The sequence below is a fragment of the Pseudomonas sp. Z003-0.4C(8344-21) genome (assembly GCF_900104975.1).
Classification (GTDB): Bacteria; Pseudomonadota; Gammaproteobacteria; order Pseudomonadales; family Pseudomonadaceae; genus Aquipseudomonas; species Aquipseudomonas granadensis.
In genome coordinates, this window is sequence record NZ_LT629756.1 from 2,208,527 (window position 1) to 2,227,052 (window position 18,526).

The 18,526-nt window shown below is 60.2% G+C and carries 21 protein-coding genes; 8 read left to right on the top strand and 13 right to left on the bottom strand.

Going from position 1 to position 18,526, the window contains the following annotated elements; translation table 11 throughout:
- Positions 1-46 precede the first annotated feature (46 nt).
- From BLU24_RS10195 to BLU24_RS10205, 3 genes are all read left to right on the top strand, one after another.
- A complete protein-coding gene (locus tag BLU24_RS10195; RefSeq protein WP_093099733.1) occupies positions 47-283 on the top strand; it encodes a glutaredoxin family protein in 237 nt (78 codons plus the stop codon).
- 111 nt (positions 284-394) lie between these two features.
- Complete coding sequence (locus BLU24_RS10200) at positions 395-712, top strand: transcriptional regulator (RefSeq protein WP_003226726.1); 318 nt, start codon at positions 395-397, stop codon at positions 710-712.
- Between the two features lie 71 nt (positions 713-783).
- Positions 784-1,674 (top strand): pseudouridine synthase, encoded by an 891-nt coding sequence (locus tag BLU24_RS10205; RefSeq protein ID WP_093099736.1) that lies wholly within the window; start codon positions 784-786, stop codon positions 1,672-1,674.
- Positions 1,675-1,751: 77 nt separating this feature from the next.
- On the opposite strand, the gene BLU24_RS10210 is transcribed toward BLU24_RS10205, so the two are convergent.
- Both BLU24_RS10210 and mobA read right to left on the bottom strand, forming a co-directional pair.
- Positions 1,752-1,973 (bottom strand): YgdI/YgdR family lipoprotein, encoded by a 222-nt coding sequence (locus BLU24_RS10210; RefSeq protein ID WP_016770600.1) that lies wholly within the window; start codon positions 1,971-1,973, stop codon positions 1,752-1,754.
- A gap of 78 nt (positions 1,974-2,051) precedes the next feature.
- The gene (gene mobA / locus BLU24_RS10215) at positions 2,052-2,654 is read right to left on the bottom strand and encodes a molybdenum cofactor guanylyltransferase MobA (RefSeq protein ID WP_093099738.1); all 603 of its coding nucleotides are present in this window, start codon (positions 2,652-2,654) and stop codon (positions 2,052-2,054) included.
- An 81-nt stretch (positions 2,655-2,735) separates the two neighbouring features.
- Between mobA and moaB the strand changes: the two genes are divergently transcribed.
- Both moaB and BLU24_RS10225 read left to right on the top strand, forming a co-directional pair.
- Complete coding sequence (moaB, locus tag BLU24_RS10220) at positions 2,736-3,275, top strand: molybdenum cofactor biosynthesis protein B (protein ID WP_093099740.1); 540 nt, start codon at positions 2,736-2,738, stop codon at positions 3,273-3,275.
- The gene (locus BLU24_RS10225) at positions 3,259-4,485 is read left to right on the top strand and encodes a molybdopterin molybdotransferase MoeA (RefSeq protein ID WP_093099742.1); all 1,227 of its coding nucleotides are present in this window, start codon (positions 3,259-3,261) and stop codon (positions 4,483-4,485) included. The genes moaB and BLU24_RS10225 overlap by 17 nt, the downstream gene beginning before the upstream one ends.
- A 61-nt stretch (positions 4,486-4,546) precedes the next feature.
- Here BLU24_RS10225 and BLU24_RS27765 read toward each other — a convergent pair whose 3' ends face one another.
- Positions 4,547-4,855, bottom strand: a complete 309-nt coding sequence (locus BLU24_RS27765) for a hypothetical protein (RefSeq protein ID WP_172833256.1) — start codon at positions 4,853-4,855, stop codon at positions 4,547-4,549.
- A 315-nt stretch (positions 4,856-5,170) separates the two neighbouring features.
- Between BLU24_RS27765 and yegS the strand changes: the two genes are divergently transcribed.
- Positions 5,171-6,088 carry a lipid kinase YegS gene (gene yegS, locus BLU24_RS10235; protein WP_093099744.1) on the top strand — a complete coding sequence of 306 codons (918 nt, stop codon included), beginning with the start codon at positions 5,171-5,173 and terminating at the stop codon, positions 6,086-6,088.
- Here the strand turns inward: yegS and BLU24_RS10240 are convergent.
- The 3 genes from BLU24_RS10240 to BLU24_RS10250 all read right to left on the bottom strand — a co-directional run bounded on the left by BLU24_RS10240 (position 6,072) and on the right by BLU24_RS10250 (position 8,578).
- Positions 6,072-6,731, bottom strand: coding sequence for a response regulator (locus BLU24_RS10240; protein WP_090284885.1), 660 nt, complete (start codon positions 6,729-6,731; stop codon positions 6,072-6,074). The two genes, yegS and BLU24_RS10240, sit on opposite strands and share 17 nt — an antisense overlap.
- The gene (locus BLU24_RS10245; protein ID WP_093099746.1) at positions 6,728-7,621 is read right to left on the bottom strand and encodes a sensor histidine kinase; all 894 of its coding nucleotides are present in this window, start codon (positions 7,619-7,621) and stop codon (positions 6,728-6,730) included. Before BLU24_RS10245 ends, BLU24_RS10240 begins: the two co-directional genes overlap by 4 nt.
- A gap of 489 nt (positions 7,622-8,110) precedes the next feature.
- Positions 8,111-8,578 carry a hypothetical protein gene (locus tag BLU24_RS10250; RefSeq protein ID WP_093099749.1) on the bottom strand — a complete coding sequence of 156 codons (468 nt, stop codon included), beginning with the start codon at positions 8,576-8,578 and terminating at the stop codon, positions 8,111-8,113.
- A gap of 455 nt (positions 8,579-9,033) precedes the next feature.
- On the opposite strand from BLU24_RS10250, the gene BLU24_RS10255 reads away from it, so the two are divergent.
- Both BLU24_RS10255 and BLU24_RS10260 read left to right on the top strand, forming a co-directional pair.
- Positions 9,034-9,969: a chemotaxis protein CheV gene (locus BLU24_RS10255; RefSeq protein WP_090284879.1), complete on the top strand. Its 936-nt coding sequence runs from the start codon at positions 9,034-9,036 to the stop codon at positions 9,967-9,969.
- A 150-nt stretch (positions 9,970-10,119) separates the two neighbouring features.
- Entirely contained in the window at positions 10,120-10,926 is an 807-nt protein-coding gene (locus tag BLU24_RS10260) for an MOSC domain-containing protein (protein ID WP_093099752.1), read from the top strand.
- A 73-nt stretch (positions 10,927-10,999) separates the two neighbouring features.
- Here the strand turns inward: BLU24_RS10260 and ppnP are convergent, their stop codons facing one another.
- From ppnP to BLU24_RS10295, 7 genes are all read right to left on the bottom strand, one after another.
- On the bottom strand, positions 11,000-11,284 hold the full coding sequence (gene ppnP / locus BLU24_RS10265; RefSeq protein ID WP_007940055.1) for a pyrimidine/purine nucleoside phosphorylase: 285 nt from the start codon (positions 11,282-11,284) through the stop codon (positions 11,000-11,002).
- A gap of 70 nt (positions 11,285-11,354) precedes the next feature.
- Positions 11,355-11,897 carry an exonuclease domain-containing protein gene (locus tag BLU24_RS10270; RefSeq protein WP_093099755.1) on the bottom strand — a complete coding sequence of 181 codons (543 nt, stop codon included), beginning with the start codon at positions 11,895-11,897 and terminating at the stop codon, positions 11,355-11,357.
- Between the two features lie 70 nt (positions 11,898-11,967).
- A complete protein-coding gene (locus tag BLU24_RS10275; RefSeq protein ID WP_093099758.1) occupies positions 11,968-13,929 on the bottom strand; it encodes an acetyl/propionyl/methylcrotonyl-CoA carboxylase subunit alpha in 1,962 nt (653 codons plus the stop codon).
- A gap of 118 nt (positions 13,930-14,047) precedes the next feature.
- Positions 14,048-14,845: an enoyl-CoA hydratase/isomerase family protein gene (locus BLU24_RS10280; protein WP_093099761.1), complete on the bottom strand. Its 798-nt coding sequence runs from the start codon at positions 14,843-14,845 to the stop codon at positions 14,048-14,050.
- The gene (gene atuD, locus BLU24_RS10285) at positions 14,842-15,999 is read right to left on the bottom strand and encodes a citronellyl-CoA dehydrogenase (protein ID WP_093099764.1); all 1,158 of its coding nucleotides are present in this window, start codon (positions 15,997-15,999) and stop codon (positions 14,842-14,844) included. The genes BLU24_RS10280 and atuD overlap by 4 nt, the downstream gene beginning before the upstream one ends.
- 30 nt (positions 16,000-16,029) lie before the next feature.
- On the bottom strand, positions 16,030-17,646 hold the full coding sequence (locus BLU24_RS10290) for an acyl-CoA carboxylase subunit beta (RefSeq protein WP_093099767.1): 1,617 nt from the start codon (positions 17,644-17,646) through the stop codon (positions 16,030-16,032).
- 3 nt (positions 17,647-17,649) lie between these two features.
- The gene (locus tag BLU24_RS10295; protein WP_093099770.1) at positions 17,650-18,519 is read right to left on the bottom strand and encodes an SDR family oxidoreductase; all 870 of its coding nucleotides are present in this window, start codon (positions 18,517-18,519) and stop codon (positions 17,650-17,652) included.
- Between the last annotated feature and the right edge of the window lie 7 nt (positions 18,520-18,526).

Below are 18,526 nucleotides of genomic sequence, written 5' to 3' on the forward strand. Positions count from 1 at the left end.
GCGCAGGCCTAGAATGGAGCCCCACTCATTTTGCGGTTGCGCGCACATGCCTCCTGAATGTCAGTTGTTCGGCACTCTCGGGTGTCATCTCTGTGAAGTCGCTGAAGCCGAGCTCATGCCTCTTGTCGAGCATGGGCTATTGGTCGAGCTGATTGATATTGCTGAAGATGAAACCTTGTACGAGGCTTACAGCCTGAGAATTCCAGTGCTGCGCCGAATCGATACCGGGGCGGAACTGGACTGGCCGTTCAGCGCGGACGAGGTTGTCGCGTTTCTGCGTTGAGCCGGACTCCCTGCCTTTTCCGCCGGTCGCCACCAGGTTCCATCCCTTGGCTTTTTGCGGTTTGTTCGGTTACTGTATGCCCATACAGTAAATGCGTCAGAGGGATGAACCGTGGTCAATGTCGAACAGTTGAAGAACAGCGTGAACCGGATGTCGGTTGACGTGGTGCGCGAGGCGGTTCTTGAATTGCGCCTGGACGGGCTGGTCACGGAGGGCAAGACGCCTTTCAACAAGCTGCATTTCAACACCTGTTTCGCCGAAATCGAGGCGCTGTTCCAGCGTGCCGGTTATCACAAACAGCTGGATGTGGTCGGCTATCAGGGCTTGCTTTATGCCTTGTACGATCCGGGTCGCTGGGAGGCGGTTGACGTGCTGCGCTGGCTCAAGGAATTCACCGAGGCCGCAGCGCTCAAGTCGATCCCGGCGTAAGTATTCTGCGCTAGGTAGGTTTCCCTCAGTGCTGGATAATGCGACTTCGCATTGAGGGTCCGAATTTCCATATGTCCAATCCAACATTCTCTGCCGCCCACGCTCAGGCCAGCACGCTCTATCTACCGCCGGGTCAATGGCGGACCGTACTCGATTGTCTGTGCGAGCATTTCAGTGCCATTGGCCGTGAGCAATGGCTGGACCGGATTGCCCGAGGGCGTGTACTGGATGGCAATGGTCAGCCGATCGACGTGAACCTGGCTTACAAGGAAGGTTTGCGCATTCATTACTTTCGCGAAGTGCCGGACGAAAAGCCGATTCCGGTGCTCGAGACGATTCTGTATGCCGATGAACACCTGGTCGTTGCGGACAAACCGCACTTCCTGCCGGTGACGCCGGCCGGGGAGTACGTTGAGCAAACGTTACTGCGCCGCTTGATCCGCCGTCTGGACAACCCTCATCTGGTGCCGCTGCACCGTATCGATCGACATACTGCAGGGCTGGTGATTTTCTCGGCCAATCCGCAGACCCGTTCGGCCTACCAGTCGTTGTTCCCGACGCGCCAGATCGACAAGCGCTATGAAGCGATTGCCCCGGCACTGCCGGATCTGGAATTTCCCTTGGTACACAAGAGCCGTCTGGTCGACGGCGAGCCGTTCTTCCGCATGCAGGAAGGTCCCGGTGTCAGCAATACCGAAACGGCAGTGGAAGTACGGGAAAGGAACGGCGACCTGTGGCGCTATGGGTTGTATCCGGTGACCGGCAAGAAACATCAACTGCGCGTCCACATGACTGCATTGGGCGCGAGCATCTGCAACGATCCGTTTTATCCGCAGGTGTTGAAAAATGTCGAGGATGACTACGGCAACCCGCTGAAGCTGCTGGCGCAGGGGCTGAAATTCATTGACCCTGTGACCAGAGAAACGCGCGAGTTTGAGAGCCGGATCAAGCTGCAATGGTGAGAGTGCAGGCACATTTCGAGCGCCCATGAAAAAGCCCGCAATCAATGCGGGCTTTTTTGTATCCGGTTGACCAGAACTTACAGTTCTTTAACGGTACGCACCTGATCCTTGTTGATGCGGGTCTCTTTGCCGTCCAACTGCTGGAACTCGTAGAAGCCCGAATCGTCATCGTATTTCGGGGTGTCGACGGCCTGGATTTCGCGACCGTCATTCAAGGTGATCACTGTAGGCGAGGAGCAACCGGCGAGGGTAGCCAGGCCCAGTGCGAGCATGAAAGTGGCGAGGGTCCGTTGAGTCATGAGTGTGTCTCCGAATGGGAATTCTTTTGGTTACTGAGCTTGAGACGTATACAAGGCGTGAGAGTTCCTTGAATGGTGTCAGTCTGACACAGTGTTGTAAGCGTTTAACAGTTCGGGGGTGTTGAGGTTGGCCAGGCGCGGGTCGTTGTCCGGGCATTGCAGAGCCGTCGCGCCGAGACTGCGCATCACCCGGCCTGGGCTGCGTTCACCGGCGTTCCAGGCCTCTTCGAAGGCCGCCGAAAGGCTCAGCGGGATCACGCAAAGCAACGGTTCCCAGTGTTCGCCATGACGCAACATTAAAGGTTTTTCAGAATTCAGCTGCGCCGTCTCACGCATGCTCTGCAGCAATGCCGTGTCGATGCGTGGAACATCGCAGGGCAGTACCAGCAAGTGCGAATGGTGTGCGGCTTTCAGGCCGGCACGAATCCCGGCCAGTGGCCCGGGGAAATCGCCTTCATCGTCGGCAACCAGTTGATCGGCAAACGGCGCGTAGCGCTCGCGGTTGCGGTTGCAGGAAATAATCAGGTCGTCGGTCATTGCACGGACCTTGCGCTGCAGATGCGCGATCATCGGCTCGCCCAGCCATTCCACCAATCCCTTGTCCTGGCCGCCCATGCGCTGGCCGCGTCCGCCTGCCAATAGCAGGATGGAACAAGCGGGTAGTCGGGTGTTGACGGTCATTGCATCCCTCCACAGGGGCGGCGAAAAAAGGGGGCGCTGTGATATAACACCGGGCTGTTTCTCCTACAACTGGAAGAGCCTATGAAAGCCAAGGCTGATGTACCTTTTGTGCCGCTCAATATTGCGGTGCTGACTGTCAGTGATACCCGGACTCTGGAATCCGACACTTCCGGCCAGGTTTTCGTCGACCGCTTGACGGCGGCGGGGCATAACCTGGCGCAACGCGTGTTGCTCAAAGATGATCTTTACAAAATTCGGGCGCAAGTCGCCAACTGGATCGCCGACGATGTCGTGCAGGTGGTGCTGATCACCGGCGGAACGGGCTTCACCGGTCGCGACAGCACGCCGGAAGCGGTGGCCTGCCTGCTCGACAAACAGGTCGACGGCTTTGGCGAATTGTTCCGGCAGATCTCGGTCGCCGATATCGGCACTTCGACCGTGCAATCACGCGCGCTGGCCGGTCTGGCCAATGGCACGCTGGTGTGCTGCCTGCCGGGTTCGACCAATGCGGTGCGCACCGGTTGGGACGGCATTCTCGGTGAGCAGCTGGACGCCCGCCACCGTCCGTGCAATTTCGTCACGCATCTGAAGCAGGCGGCGCCGTGTGAAACCCGTGGCTAAGCCGGGCAAGACCGGAGCCTTGATGCCGGTCGAAGTGGCGTTGGCACGTTTGCTGGAAATGGCCGAGGCCGCACCCATCGTCGAGCATGAGCATCTGCCGCTGGCGCAGGTCCAGGGGAGAGTGCTGAGCGAAGATCTGTTTTCCACGCTGGATCTGCCACCTTGGCCGAACTCCGCCATGGATGGTTACGCGCTCAACCTCGGCCAATGGAATGGGCAGCCGCTGCCGGTCAGTCAAAAAGTGTTTGCCGGCCAATCCCCGCAACCTTTGGAGCCTGGCACGTGCGCGCGCATCTTCACTGGCGCGCCGGTACCGGCGGGCGCCGACTGCGTGGAAATGCAGGAGAACGCTGCGGTCGAGGCCGACGGCAAAGTGCAGTTTCTCGAACCCATGAAGGCCGGGCAGAACATTCGGCCGCAAGGGCAGGAAACTACCATCGGTGAGCTGATCCTGCCGGCCGGAACCCGGCTGGGCCCGATCGAGCAAGGGCTTGCTGCGTCGCTGGGCTGTGCCGCGCTGAAGGTGGTGCGCAAGGTTCGCGTGGCGGTGATTTCCACTGGCGACGAGCTGGTGGAACCAGGTCAGACGCTTGGGCCGGGGCAGATCTACAACAGCAACCGGGTGCTGCTTTGCAGTTGGCTGCAACGGCTTGGCTGCGAGGTGATCGATGCCGGCATTCTTCCGGATGACCTCGCCACTACCCGCGCTCGGCTCGGTGAGTTGCAGGATGTCGATCTGATTCTTTCCACCGGTGGCGTGTCGGTGGGCGAAGCAGATTTTCTCGGCATCGCTCTGCGCGAGGAGGGAGAACTCGCACTGTGGAAGCTGGCAATCAAACCCGGGAAACCACTGACCTGTGGTCATTTTCGCAACGTGCCGGTCATTGGCTTGCCGGGAAATCCGGCCTCGACCCTGGTGACCTTTGCGCTGCTGACCCGGCCCTATCTGTTGCGACGTCAGGGTGTGCGTGAAGTCGAGCCGCTGAAATTCAGCGTACCCGCGGGTTTCGCCTGGCCTGTGGCCGGCAATCGGCGCGAATACCTGCGCGGGCGTCTTGAGCAAGGGCGGGCGACTGTTTACCGCAACCAGAGCTCCGGGGTATTGCGCAGCGCCGTGTGGGCTGACGGTCTGGTTGAAGTACTGGAAGGTCGCACGTTGAGTGAAGGCGACGAGGTGGGCTTCATTCCGTTGAGTGATCTGCTGGGCTGACCTGGCCATTGCAAAGGCAGGCGCCCGCTGACTCAAGCGGCGCCTGCCATGACTCACAGGTTCAATTGCTCATCAAGGTGACGAGCTGGTCGAACCGGCTGTTGGCGACCCAGCCCAGCAGTCCCAGGACCACCGCCATGGCACCGGCCGAATAGGCTAGCCGGTGCTTGATCGTTCTGACATCACCACGGATTTCGTCCATGTCCCGTCGAAGATATTTGAGATGGGTTTCCAGCTCGGTAACACGAGGTTCCATATCAACTTCTCCAGTCGTTCTGGCGCTGTTTTTGAAGTCGGACTTGTGGTTCGTGCGACTTTCAACGATGGGGCCAACCGGGCTCACTGGCATTCGCGCTTCATGGCTTGGCATGGAAGCATCCACCGGCTGTTTCAAATGTTCGCTTGCAGGCTATTCGGGCTCCAGAATTGACCGAAGCTTTGTGGGTGTATCCACTCATTACATGCACGTCCTTGTGTATTGGATTTGAAGACTGATACCGCCGGCACACGTTGACCCAATGCTCGAAGCGGGTCAATTGAGCCGATTCCGCATGTTTTGTAAGAAAAAGTACCGTCGTGTAGGACGCCCGCAGCGCAAGGCAGATTTAATTAGGGAGGGCGGGGCTTTTTTGCGTGCCGCAGTGGTCAAGATGTTTCAATCGATTCGATTCTGGGGAGTAACGCAATGAACGAGCGCCGGGCGCTGTTGATTCTGCATGGCAAACAGGCTCTCAACGAGGCGGTTCGCACTGCCGTCGAGGACAAGCGCAAGCAGGGCTGGGAGCTGGCCGTGCGCCTGACCTGGGAAGCCGGGGATGCACAGCGCTGGGTAGAACAGGCGTTAGCGGACGGCTACACCACGATCATTGCCGGTGGCGGCGATGGCACCTTGCGCGATATTGCCGAAGCGCTCGCGGCGCATCCGGGCAAGGCCAGTCTGGTGCTTTTGCCCCTGGGCACCGCCAACGACTTTTCCCGCGCCGCCGGGGTGCCGCTGGAGCCTGCCGAAGCATTGGAATTGCTCGATGTGCCGCCGCACGATATTGACGTGGGCGAGGTGGGCGGGCAGATTTTTCTCAACATGGCCACCGGTGGGTTCGGCAGTCAGGTCACGGCCAACACGTCTGAAGATTTGAAGAAAGTCCTCGGCGGCGCAGCTTATCTATTCACTGGATTGTCGCGCTTCAGCGAGTTGCATGCTGCCTATGGCGAACTGCAGGGGCCGGATTTTCACTGGAACGGCGAGCTGTTGGCGCTGGGCATTGGCAATGGCCGTCAGGCCGGCGGCGGACATGTGTTGTGCCCGCAGGCGCTGGCCGATGATGGACTGCTCGATATCAGCATCCTGCCGGCACCACAGGAGCTGGTGGGGACTTTGAAATCACTGCTGAGCGAAGGTTTCGGGCTGGATAATCTGTTCGTGCGAACCCGTTTGCCCTGGGTTGAAATCAAGGTGGCCGAGGGGCTGTGCATGAATCTCGACGGCGAACCGCTGGAGTGCAACAGCCTGCGCTTTGAAGTGCGTCCGGCGGCATTGCGCGTGCATTTGCCGGAACATTCACCCTTGTTGAGCAGTACCGAAGCGATCAGTCGTCAAGGCTGATGATCTGTTCGCGCACGGCAAACAGCACGAGGCCCGCCACGTCGAAGATCTGCAGGCGCTTCATGATCTGGGAGCGGTGGGTTTCGACCGTTTTGATGCTCAAGCCCAGGCCGTTGGCAATCTCGCGGGTGGACTTGCCACGCACGATCAGGCGCAGGATTTCCAGTTGGCGCGCCGTCAGGTTGTGCGCGTCGGCAATATCCGGCTGCTGGTTCTGATTGCGGGTCAGCGCCTGATTGATCACGGTATGGGCGATGGCCGGGCTCAAGTAGCGCTCGTTGTTGCGCAAGGCTTCCAGGGCGTGTTCCAGCTCGGTGGCGGTGGTGTCCTTGAGCAGGTAACCGTAGGCGCCGGATTCGAGTGCCTGCATGATCAGCGCCGGATCGGTGTGCATCGACAGAATCAGCACCTTGCTCTGCGGTCGTACGCGCTTGAGGCGTTGCAGTGCTTCCAGCCCCCCGGTTTCCTTCATGGAGATATCCAGCAAGATGATATCGGGATTAAGTTGCTCGACCATCTCGAGCAATTGCGAACCATCATTGGCCTCGCCAATCACCGCGTAACCGGGAATATCCAGCACCAGAGCGCGCACGCCGGCCCTGATCAGCGAGTGGTCATCCACCAGAAGTAAATTGCAAGTCAACGCATAACCTTATTCGTACTGGCCCGTTCGAGTGCGCGCGGCGCCCACGGGAAAAGTGCTTCGATCTGGGTGCCTCTGCCCGGCTCGCTGACGACGCTCAGGGTGCCACCCAGTTGCTCGATTCGTTCGGCCATCCCGGCCATGCCGCGTTGTCCTTCGCGACCCGGATCGGTCGCCGGCGCAAATCCCGCGCCGTCATCACTGATCAATAATGTCAGACCCTCGGGCAGGCGCTGCAAGCGTACCACCAGATTTTTCGCCTGTGCATGACGAAGCATATTGGTCACCGCTTCCTGGGTGATGCGAAAGGCGGCGACGGCCATCTCTTCTGGAATGCCATTGAGGCGCTGCTGACAATCGAGGCTCCATTGCACGCTGGTGTTAGCCAGGGTCTTGAGCAGATGCGCACGCAGGCTGGCCTCGAGTCCCAGACTGGTCAACTGGCGCGGATTGAGAATGGCCGAAACGTCGCGCACCTTGTTCAGGGTTTCTTCGAGGGTGTCGCATAACACCGAGCATTGTTCCTGCGAGTCGAGGGGCAGGCGACGCTTGAGCCACTCACTCTGCAGTTTCGCCGCCGTCAGCAACTGGCCGATATCGTCGTGCAGTTCGCGGCTGAGGCGATGGCGTTCGTTTTCCTGGACTTGCAGCAGACGGTCGGCGAGTTCCTGCGGCTGAAACTTGATTGATTTGCGCGACAGCCGATATTGCACCCAGACACAGGCAGTCGCCGCGATTTGCAGTAGCAGCAGACCCAAACTGAAGGAAGTTGAAAAACCATAGGTCATCAAACTGCCCAGTGCGGCCGCGACTGACAATATCAGCGTGAACCGACGCGCATTCTCCCGCGAAGGGGGCCATTGGGTAATTGACTTGAGGCTGGCGTACATAGCGGATGGAGCCAATGAATGTTCGCTGCGGGCAGACCGGCCGGAGCCTGGCGGGTCTCTGTCTGAAAATACTGTCAAATATGGCAATGGTTTCAACATGGTCGGGAGCCCCGGATGTTTGCGAACTTCAGCAGATAACGCCTGAATGAAAGCACCGTGCCATTAACTTGAGGACAACTAACGGGCGACATAATACCACTTAAGATACCGATGGTCGCGCTTGCTATATATGTCCATTCAGTCAGGAAATACATGGGTTTGCACGCCAGTTCCATGAGCACGAAAGTCGGTTTTGAGGGTGTGAAGTGAAGACCGGCGATGCCCCAGGTTGTGCTCCCTGGTACACAGGCAAACCCTGAGGCCGGCAGGAAAAAGGGCGGGTGATCAATGCTGATTATTTATATCGTTTTGTCGCTGGCAGGTATGGACTATTCAATTACGACATTCGAGACGTGCGTCCGCCAAGGCCATCCGCGCCACGGCGATGAGTCAGGCCTGGCCCGAGTAAGGCAGTTGCGGCAAACGTTTGCTTGCCAGCGGCGACTGAATCGGGCTTTGACCGACCTGAAACGCCAGCGCTTCGATCAGCGAAGCCTGCTCGCTTTCATCCAGGCTCAATTGGCCAGTCTTCTGATCGACCAGCTCGAGCTGCCAGGCCATGAGCGTGAAGCAATCCTGCAACGCTTGCAGCGCCTGATCATGAAGATCGACACGAGCATGATTGAGGTCAAGCAGGCTGTGGATGTGCAGGGAAAATTCGCTGATCGACTCCAGCGCCAGGGCCTCCGCCCGGCGAGCAAGCTTGAGCAGGGTACTGAGCATGCATTCAATGGCGTCCCTGTCATTGCTGATCAGTTGCAGATGGCTCAGGCATTCCTCGGACTTGGCCAGCAGTGTTTCAGCCTCGACAAGAAATTCGGGGAAGCGTTTTACCCAGTCTTTGCGGTCGATTGGCATGCTTATCTCCACAACGTCATGTCTGATGAACGAATGCCGTGTGTAGCGACGATCATGAATCGTCGGCAGATCGCGTCCGGCCGTGCACGTGCACAGACTGAGAGTTTCCAGAGGGTTTGTTGCCACTGAACTGCGATCGCACACAATAGCCTGACTCCGTTCATGCAATGAGAATGGCGTCACATTAATGGCTATTGGATATTGCGAATATCAGGTTGGGCCTGATTGTCCCTAGGGGAATCCCTTAGGTGCGGGAACCTATGACGCAAACCGAGGTCGCGCCGCAGATAAAAGTAGCAGATGAAAATCACTGCGCCAGTAAAGCATGATGTTAATGTGACATCAATGGCTGTTCAGGGCATTTTTTACAGGTCAGTCATGACAATCAAGAAGCGCCATTTGCAGCCGATAACCTCACATAAGTGAATTCATCAGAACAAGCCCAGGAGTCATTGATGGCCGGCATTCTCGACACGGTAGACCAACGCACGCAACTGGTGGGTGAGAATCGCCTGGAAATTCTCATGTTTCGACTGGCCGGGCGGCAGTTGTTTGCGATCAACGTGTTCAAGGTTCAGGAAGTGCTGCAACTGCCGAAGCTGACCCTGATGCCGCAGCGTCACCCGTTCGTTTGCGGTGTGGTCAACCTGCGCGGGCAAACCTTGCCGGTGATCGACCTGTCCCAGGCAATCGGCATGCGCCCCTTGGTGCCAGGGCCGAACAGCACCATCATCGTCACTGAATACAACCGTTCGGTGCAGGCCTTCCTGGTGGGCGGCGTCGATCGCATCGTCAACATGAACTGGGAAGCCATTCTGCCGCCGCCGACCAGCGCCGGTCGCCAGCATTATCTGACGGCCATCAGCAAGGTCGACGATCAACTGGTGGAAATCATCGACGTGGAAAAAGTCCTCGCCGAAATCGTCCCGTACAACGCCAAGGTCTCGCGCGACAAACTCGACGATCCGGTGCTGGAGCGCGCCCGTGGCCGTGAAGTGCTGCTGGTCGACGACTCCAATGTGGCGCTCTCGCAGCTGCGTGACACCCTCGGCCAGCTCGGGGTGAAAATGCACATTGCCAGCGACGGCCTCAAAGCACTGAACATGCTCAAGGCCTGGGCCGATACCGGCGTGCACATGACCGACAAGTTGCTGATGATCTTCACCGATGCGGAAATGCCGGAAATGGACGGCTACCGTCTGACCACCGAAATTCGCAACGACCCGCGTTTGCGCGGCCTGTATGTGGTGCTGCACACCTCGTTGTCGGGCAGCTTCAACGATTCGATGGTGAAGAAGGTCGGCTGCGACAACTTCCTTTCCAAATTCCAGCCGGACAAACTGGTCGACGTGGTGCGCCAGCGTCTGATGCTCGACGAAGTCCCGGCCTGACAGCATCAGGAGCGGGCAGGTCGCGATCGGGAATCCACGTGCGGTGCGTGGTTTGGATCGAACAGCGCTTTGGCGAGCAGGTTCGCTCCCACACTTTGATTCCGCGACGCGGCTCATATAGGGTGGCGCTTCAATCACAAGGAGCTGGCCATGCTGCGTCTGAGCGCGCTTTATCGTTACCCGTTGAAATCCGGCAAGGGCGAAGTGCTGCAAAGCGCCGAGCTGGACAAGCTGGGGCTGACGGGTGATCGACGCTGGATGCTGGTAGACGAGGCCAGCGGGCGCTTCCTGACTCAGCGTGCCGAAGCACGGATGAGTCAGCTGTCGGCGCTGTGGAATGCCGACGGCGGCCTGACACTCGCGACGTCCGGGCAAGGCTCCATCGATATTCCCTTGCCGGCGGATGATGCCGAGCTGCGCGGCGTGACCATCTGGCGCGATACCTTGCGCGTGCCGGATGCCGGCGACGAGGCGGCGCGCTGGGTCAGCGAGTTCCTTGGCAAGCCGACACGCCTGGTGCAGATGCCGCTGGATCGAGCACGCACGACACAATCGGGTTTCGGCCACGATGACGATCAAGTCGCCTTCGCCGACGGCTATCCGTTGCTATTGATTGGCGACGCTTCGCTGCAGGACCTTTCCGGCAAGGTCGGGCGTTCGCTGGAGATGCTGCGTTTCCGGCCGAATCTGGTGATCGAAGGCAGCGCGGCTTATGCCGAGGATGGCTGGAAGCGTATTCGTATCGGCGATATCGAGTTTCGCGTGGTCAAGCCGTGCTCACGCTGCATCATGACGACCGTCGACCCGCAAACCGGCGAGCGCAGTGCCGACCGCGAACCGTTCGCCACCCTGCAAAAACATCGGGCCACAGCCGATGGCGCAATGTTCGGGCAGAACCTGGTCAATGACAGAAACGGTCGACTCGAAGTCGGGATGCCGGTGGAAATTCTCGAATAAATAAGTTTGCAGGCATAAAAAAAGCCCGCGTCGTTGCACGCGGGCTTTTTTTGTGCTGGATAAAACCGCCGTATCAGCCGCGGTATTCACACAGGTAGGCAGTGTCGACCGCGACCTTCAGCTGGAACTTGCTGTTGGCCGGTACATTGAACTGGCTGCCGGCGGCGAAGGTTTCCCAGTCGCTGCTGTCGGGCAGCTTGACGGTCAGGGCGCCCGACACAACGTGCATGATTTCACGCTGGCTGGTGCCGAATTCGTATTCGCCCGGGGCCATGACGCCGATGGTCGCCGGACCTTCAGCGGTGCCGAAAGCGATCGACTTGACGGTGCCGTCGAAGTACTCGTTGACTTTAAACATGGGCGGTTCCTCGAAATGGGCTGAAAAGGGGCCGGCCAGTATGCCCAAGGCTTGTAGCCCCGTCACGTCTCTAAAGCGGCAACACCAGTGGCAATAACCGCGCCGTGTTGCGCGCATCCTCCAGCGCCCGATGCTGCTGGCCGCTGAACTGCAGGCCGGCCAGTTGCAGCGCACCGTTGAGGCCCAGTGGCCGCTCGAGGCGGCGGGCCTTGGCGAAGCGTTGTTTGAGGTTCATGTGCGGCACCCGGCTGAGGCCACTGTCGATGTGCAGGCGCTGCCACTCCTGCAACAACTGCTTGCGATCGTAATCGCCCCAGCTGACCCACCCCTCGAGGCGCGACTGGTGCTGTGCCAGCCAGCGCTCGAAGGCCGGCCAGACCTCATGCAGCGGTTGCGCGGCATCGATATTGGCCTGGGTGATGTGCGTCAGTTCCCGGCAAAACGGGGTGAGCAAGGGCCGCCGCGTCGGTTTGACGAAGCGCTGGAAGTGATCCTGCTCGCGTCCGGCGCGATCGACCAGGGTGGCGCCAATCTCGATAATTTCCATTTCGGTGACCGGCCAGCCACCCTCGTCGGTGGTGGCTTCCAGATCTATGACCAGCCAGTGGGGCATCGCAGGGTTCCTGATTTTCGCGTTCTGATATCTCAGAGCGTAGTCAAAACCCGCATCGGTGTGTGGGCGACTACTCGACCTGCAACAGAACCTGACGATTTTTTACCTGATCGCCAACCTTGACCTGCACCCGCTTGAGTACGCCGTCGATGCCGGCCTTGAGCGGGTGCTCCATTTTCATTGCCTCCAGCACTACCAGCAACTGACCTTTGCTGACCGGGCTGCCTTCGCTGACCAGGACGTCGACGATGGCGCCGTCCATCGGCGCTTTCAGGGTGCCGGAGCTGACGCTGGTCTGACTGTCGATCACGGCATGAGTTCGATCCTCCAGCCGCAGACTGCCGGGGTGGGTGAACAGCCATATCTGCTCGTCTGCCAATCGACAGGCGTGGCGCTGGCGCACGCCATTGACGGCCACTGTCAGCGAATGCGCTTCGAGGTCAATGAGTCGCAGGTCGATCGTGCGTTCACCGGCGGTGACCTGAAATGTGTTTGCCCCTTGCGCTTGCAACTGCAGCGTCCAGTTCTGCTCATCGACACCGAGCCGGTAAGTCAGCGGCACGCTGGCGTTGTTGCGCCAGCCGCTCAGTGGCGCTCGGTGGTGGCGTGCGCTGCTTTGATAGAACAGCAGCGCGGCGATCGCCAATTCCTCGGCGCTGGGCACGTAGCGATGCAGGCTTGGATGATCGCTGAAGTGTTGGGCAATGAACGCGGTACTGAACTGGCCGCTGATAAATTGCTCATGCTGCAACAGGCTGGCGAGCAGGCGCTGATTGCTTTGTATGCCCATCAACACAGTGTCCTGCACCGCGCGCAATAGCTTGCGCCGCGCCTCTTCCCGGGTGGTTCCATGGGCGATCAGTTTGCCCAGCAGCGGGTCATAGAACGGGCTGACCGCTTGCCCTTCGAGCAAGCCGTGATCGATCCGCACACCATGGCTCAGCGCCGGCTCCCAGGCTTCGATACGCCCGGTCTGCGGAAGAAAACCCTGCGTCGGATCTTCGGCGTACAACCGCACCTCCATGGCATGCCCATTGAGTTGCACCTGATCCTGAGTCAGCGGCAGCGGCTGGCCCTCGGCAATCTGTAATTGCCACGCCACAAGATCGACACCGGTGATCAATTCGGTGACCGGGTGTTCGACCTGCAGGCGCGTGTTCATTTCCAGAAAGTAGAACTGCCCTCGTGCATCGAGCAGAAATTCCACGGTGCCGGCGCCGACATAATTCACCGCGCGGCCGGCCTTCAACGCCGCTTCACCCATGGCTTGGCGCAACTCGGTGGTCATGATCGGGCAGGGCGCTTCTTCGATGACTTTCTGATGGCGTCGCTGGATCGAACAGTCGCGCTCGCCAAGGTAGATCAGATTGCCGTGATGGTCGCCGAACACCTGCACTTCGACATGCCGGGGTTCGACCACGGCCTGTTCAAGTATCAATTCGTCGCTGCCAAAACCGTTCAACGCTTCCGAGCGCGCGGTGCGCAATTGCGCCGGCAGCTCAGCCGCACTGTGCACCAGGCGCATGCCGCGCCCGCCACCGCCGGCACTGGCCTTGATCATCAACGGGTAGCCGATACGCTCGGCTTCGCGCAACAAGGTCGCGTCGTCTTGCGCAGCGCCCTGATAGCCGGCAATGCACGGCACGCCGGCGTCGAGCATGGCGAGCTTCGACAGGCGTTTGCTGCCCATCAGTTCGATGGCTTCGGCGCTGGGGCCAATGAAGGTCAGCCCGGCCTGTTCGCAGGCGCGGGCGAATTCGGCGTTTTCCGAGAGAAAACCATAGCCGGGATGGACCGCGTCGGCACCGCTGCGATGCGCGGCGTCGAGGATCGCCGGGATGTTCAGGTAGGACTGCTGTACCGGGGCCGGGCCAATGTTTACGGCTTGATCAGCCATTTTTACGTGCAGCGCATCGGCGTCGGCATCGCTGTAGACGGCGACGGTGCGGTAGCCGAGAGCCTGGGCGGTGCGCTGGATGCGGCAGGCGATTTCACCGCGGTTGGCGATGAGGATTTTCTGGAGGGTGGGCATGGGCTGTTTCCTCGGAAGTTGCGTTGCATGAGCTGGCCTCATCGCTGGCAAGCCAGCTCCCACAGGTTTTGTTAACGACGCAAATTCCCTGTGGGAGCTGGCTTGCCAGCGATGCTTTTTAGATAGCCCACCGCGGTTTGCGCTTTTGCATGAATGCCAGGGTGCCCTCGACGCCTTCTTCGCCCGTCACCGCCTCGCTGAACCACTGCGCGGCCTGATCAAGCAATTCACTCGACGGCTGCCCAGCACTGGCCAGCAGCAATTGCTTGGTCATGGCATTCGCCTGCGGCGCGCAACGCAGCACTTGCTGCAGCACCTCATCCAGCCGTTCGGCCAACGCTTGGGCATCGCGCTCGACAAAATGCACCAGCCCCAGTTGCCGAGCCTGATCGCCATCGAAACGCGCTGCGGTCAGCGCCAGACGGCGGGTTTCTGTGAGGCCGATGCGCTGCACCACAAACGGTGCGATCTGCGCCGGAATCACGCCGAGACTGGTTTCCGGCAGACCGAACTGCGCCTGATGGTCGGCAATCGCGACATCGCTGACACAGGCCAGCCCGAATCCACCACCCAGCACTGCGCCTTGCAACACGCTGATCAACACCTGCGGCGTGTGTTGCGCCTCTTCAAGCAAGGCGCCGAAGGCCCGGTTCAGCTCGCGATAAGCCTCGCCACCCTGAGCACGCGCGCTGGCCATGTCCTTGATGTCGCCACCGGCGCAGAAATGCCCGCCGGCGCCGCTGAGCACCAGTGCGCGGATATCGCGCTCGTCAGCAACAGCAGCGAATACCGCGCGCAACTCGCTGACCATCTGCAGGCTCATCGCATTGCGGCTGTCCGGCCGGTTGAGCGTGACATGCAGCACGCCGCCATGCAGTTCCAGCAGCAGCGTCTGGCACTCGGGCAGGTGGCTCATTTCTTTTTCCCCGGCAGGATGCCCATCAGCTTGCAGATGATCCCCAGCATGATTTCATCCGCACCGCCGCCGATCGATACCAGCCGCACATCGCGATAGGCGCGGGCCACCGGGTTGTCCCACATGAAGCCCATGCCGCCCCAATATTGCAGGCAGCTGTCGCTGACCTCTCGGCCCAGCCGACCGGCCTTGAGCTTGGCCATCGATGCCAACCGGGTGACGTCCTGACCTTTGATGTACTGCTCGGTGGCCTGATAGACCAGCGCGCGCAGGCACTCGATTTCGGTTTGCAATTCGGCGAGGCGGAAGTGAATCACCTGATTGTCGATCAGCGCATTGCCGAAGGTCTTGCGCTCCTTGCAGTATTCGATGGTGCTGTCGACGCAATACTCCAGGCCTTTGATCATGTTCGCCGCGCCGAACAGGCGTTCTTCCTGAAACTGCAGCATCTGCATCATGAAACCGGCGCCTTCGTGGCCGATGCGGTTGCGCTGCGGCACGCGTACGTTGTCGAAAAACACCTGAGCGGTTTCCGAGCTGCGCATGCCGAGCTTGTCCAGATGCGAGCTCAGACTGATGCCGGGGGTGTTCATCGGCACCATGATCAGCGACTTGTTGATGTGCGGCTTGTCATCGGACGTGTTGGCCAGCAGGCAGATGAAATCGGCGCTGGGTGAGTTGGTGATCCACATCTTGCTGCCGTTGATCACATAGTCATCACCGTCCTTGCGCGCCGTGGTCTTAAGCCCGGCCACGTCGGACCCAGCGCCGACTTCGGAGACGCCGATGCAGCCGACCTGCTCACCGCTGATCGCCGGGCGCAGGAATTCTTCGCGCAGTTCATCGGAGCCGAAGCGGGCCAGCGCCGGGGTGCACATGTCGGTCTGCACGCCGATCGACATCGGAATGCCGCCGCAATGAATGGTGCCGAACTCCTCGGCGGCGACGATCGAATAGCTGTAGTCGAGGCCCATGCCGCCAAATTTTTCCGGTTTGGAAATCCCCAGCAAACCCAGCTCGCCGGCCTGACGGAAAATCTCGTGGATCGGAAAGCGTCCGGCCTTTTCCCATTCGTCGACGTGCGGGTTGATCTGATGGTCGACGAACTGGCGGACGGTACGCCGCAGCGCTTCGTGTTCCGGGGTGAAGATCATTGTTATTGTTCTCCGTAAGATCCGTGACGGTCAGAAGCGGCTGACGCCGAAGCTGTTGGGTTGCAGTGTACGAAGGTCGGCTTCGTGGCAGATGTCCAGCAGATAGCCGAGCAGGGTGCGCGTGTCGCGCGGGTCGATCAGCCCGTCGTCCCACAGGTTGGCGCTGCCGTAGAGCGCCGTGGACTGGCTGTCGAGTTTCTGCGCGGTGACCTGTTCGAGCATGTCGAGCATTTTCGGGTCCGGCACCAGGCCGTCTTTCAGCTGTTTGGCCTCGGTGACGATACGCAGCACCTTGCCGGCCTGCGCGCCGCCCATCACTGCGGTGCGGCTGTTCGGCCAGGCGAAAATGAAGCGTGGATCGAGCCCGCGACCGCACATCGCATAGTTACCGGCACCGTAGGAGCCACCGACCACCAGCGTCAATTTAGGCACCCGCGCATTGGCCACCGCTTGAATCAGTTTCGAGCCGTGTTTGATTACGCCTTGCTGTTCCGATTCGGTGCCGACCATGAAGCCTGTGGTGTTGTGGAAAAACAGCAGCGGGATCTGGCTCTGATCGCATAACTGGATGAACTGCGCCGCTTTGCTCGCACCGTTCGGGGTGATCGGGCCGTTATTGCCGATGAAACCGCAGGCGCGGCCCTGAATCTTCAAATGGCCACACAGGGTCTGCTGATCGTATTCGCCCTTGAACTCGACGAAGTTCGATTCATCGGCGATGCGCGCGATGATTTCGCGCACGTCGTAGGGCTTTTTCGGATCGTCCGGGATCAGCCCGAGCAATTCGTCGATGGGATAGAGCGGTTCTTTGTATTGCGGCTCCGGCCGCCACGGCAGTTGTTCGTTCCACGGCAGCATGCGCAGGATATCGCGCACCTGGCGCACGCCATCTGCGTCGTTTTCGGCCAGGTACTCGGCGGTCCCGGCGACCTGCGCGTGCATCTCGGCGCCGCCGAGTTCTTCGTCAGTGGCGACTTCACCGGTGGCCGCCTTGAGCAGCGGCGGCCCGGCAAGAAACAGCTTGGCCTTGCCGCGCACCACCACCACATAATCCGACAAACCGGGCTGATACGCGCCGCCCGCGGTGGCCGAGCCGTGCACCACGGTAATCTGTGGCAGGCCCAGCGCCGACAGCCGCGCCTGATTGGCAAAGCTGCGCGCGCCTTCGACGAAAATTTCCGCGGCGTAATTGAGGTTGGCGCCGCCGCTTTCGGCGAGGGTGATCATCGGCAGTTTGTTTTCCAGGGCGATCTGTTGCAGGCGCAGGGATTTTTTCAGGCCGCTGGGCGAGATCGTTCCGCCCTTGATGGCGCTGTTGTTGGCCACCACCATCGCGCGAATGCCGCAGACGTAACCGATGCCCGCAATCAAGCCGCCACCGGCTGCGCTGCCGTCCTTGTCATCGTGCAGTTTGTAACCGGCCAGACTCGCCAGTTCCAGAAACGGCGCGCCGGGATCGAGCAACAGGTTCAGGCGTTCGCGCGGCAACAGTTGTCCGCGCTGATCGAACTTCGCCTTGGCTTCGGCAGCCTTGTTCAGCAGGTTCTGTTCCAGTTGCTGCACGTGTTCGATGGCGGCGAGCATCGCCGTACGGTTACGTGCGAAGGCTTCGCTGTGCGGGTCGAGTTGCGAGTGGATCTGCGCCATGGCTTATTCCTTGTCCTTGAGCACGTCAGGCAAGTACGCCCGATGAAATCCGTTGAACGACTCGCTGTGCGTCGCCTTATGCAGCGGCCATGCGCGACTGCCGAGGCTGGCCGCGCCGTCGATTTTCAAGGTGCTGCCGCTGATGAACGCCGCTGCCGGGCTGAGCAGGAACACGATCGCCGCGCTGACTTCCGATTCGGTGCCGATGCGCTTGAGCGGCACATGCTCACGCAGGGTCGGAATCACCGCTTTGAACGCGCCCTGATAAGTGTCCATGCCGCTGGAAGCGATCCAGCCCGGCGCTACCGCATTGACCCGCACCCCGGCGTAACCCCACTCGATGGCCGCGGTTTTGGTGAAGTTGTCCATGCCCGAGCGCGCGGCGCCAGAGTGGCCCATGCCGGGCATGCCGCCCCACATGTCGGCGAGCATGTTGACGATGTTGCCGCCGTGTTTGCTCATCGACTGGTTGAACACTTCCCGGGCCATCAGAAATCCGCCGACCAGATTGGTCCGCAGCACGGTCTCGAAACCTTTCTGATTGATCGAAGCCAGCGGCGACGGATACTGGCCGCCGGCGTTATTGACCAGACCGTGGATCGGCCCGTGTGCGGCGATCAGCTCACTGACCAGCAGTTTTACCGCTTCTTCATCGCGGATATCGCAGGCCTGCCAGTGCGCGCGTCCACCGTCGTCGGCGATTTCGGCGGCGACGCGTTCGAGCTTTTCAGGCTTGCGCCCGACCAGCAGCACGTTGGCCCCGAGCGCCGCCAGTTCATGCGCGGTACAGCGGCCGATGCCGCTGCCGCCACCGGTGACGATAATGCTCTGGCCGCTGAACAGCCCGGCCTGGAAAATCGATGCGTACGCCATGGAGCTC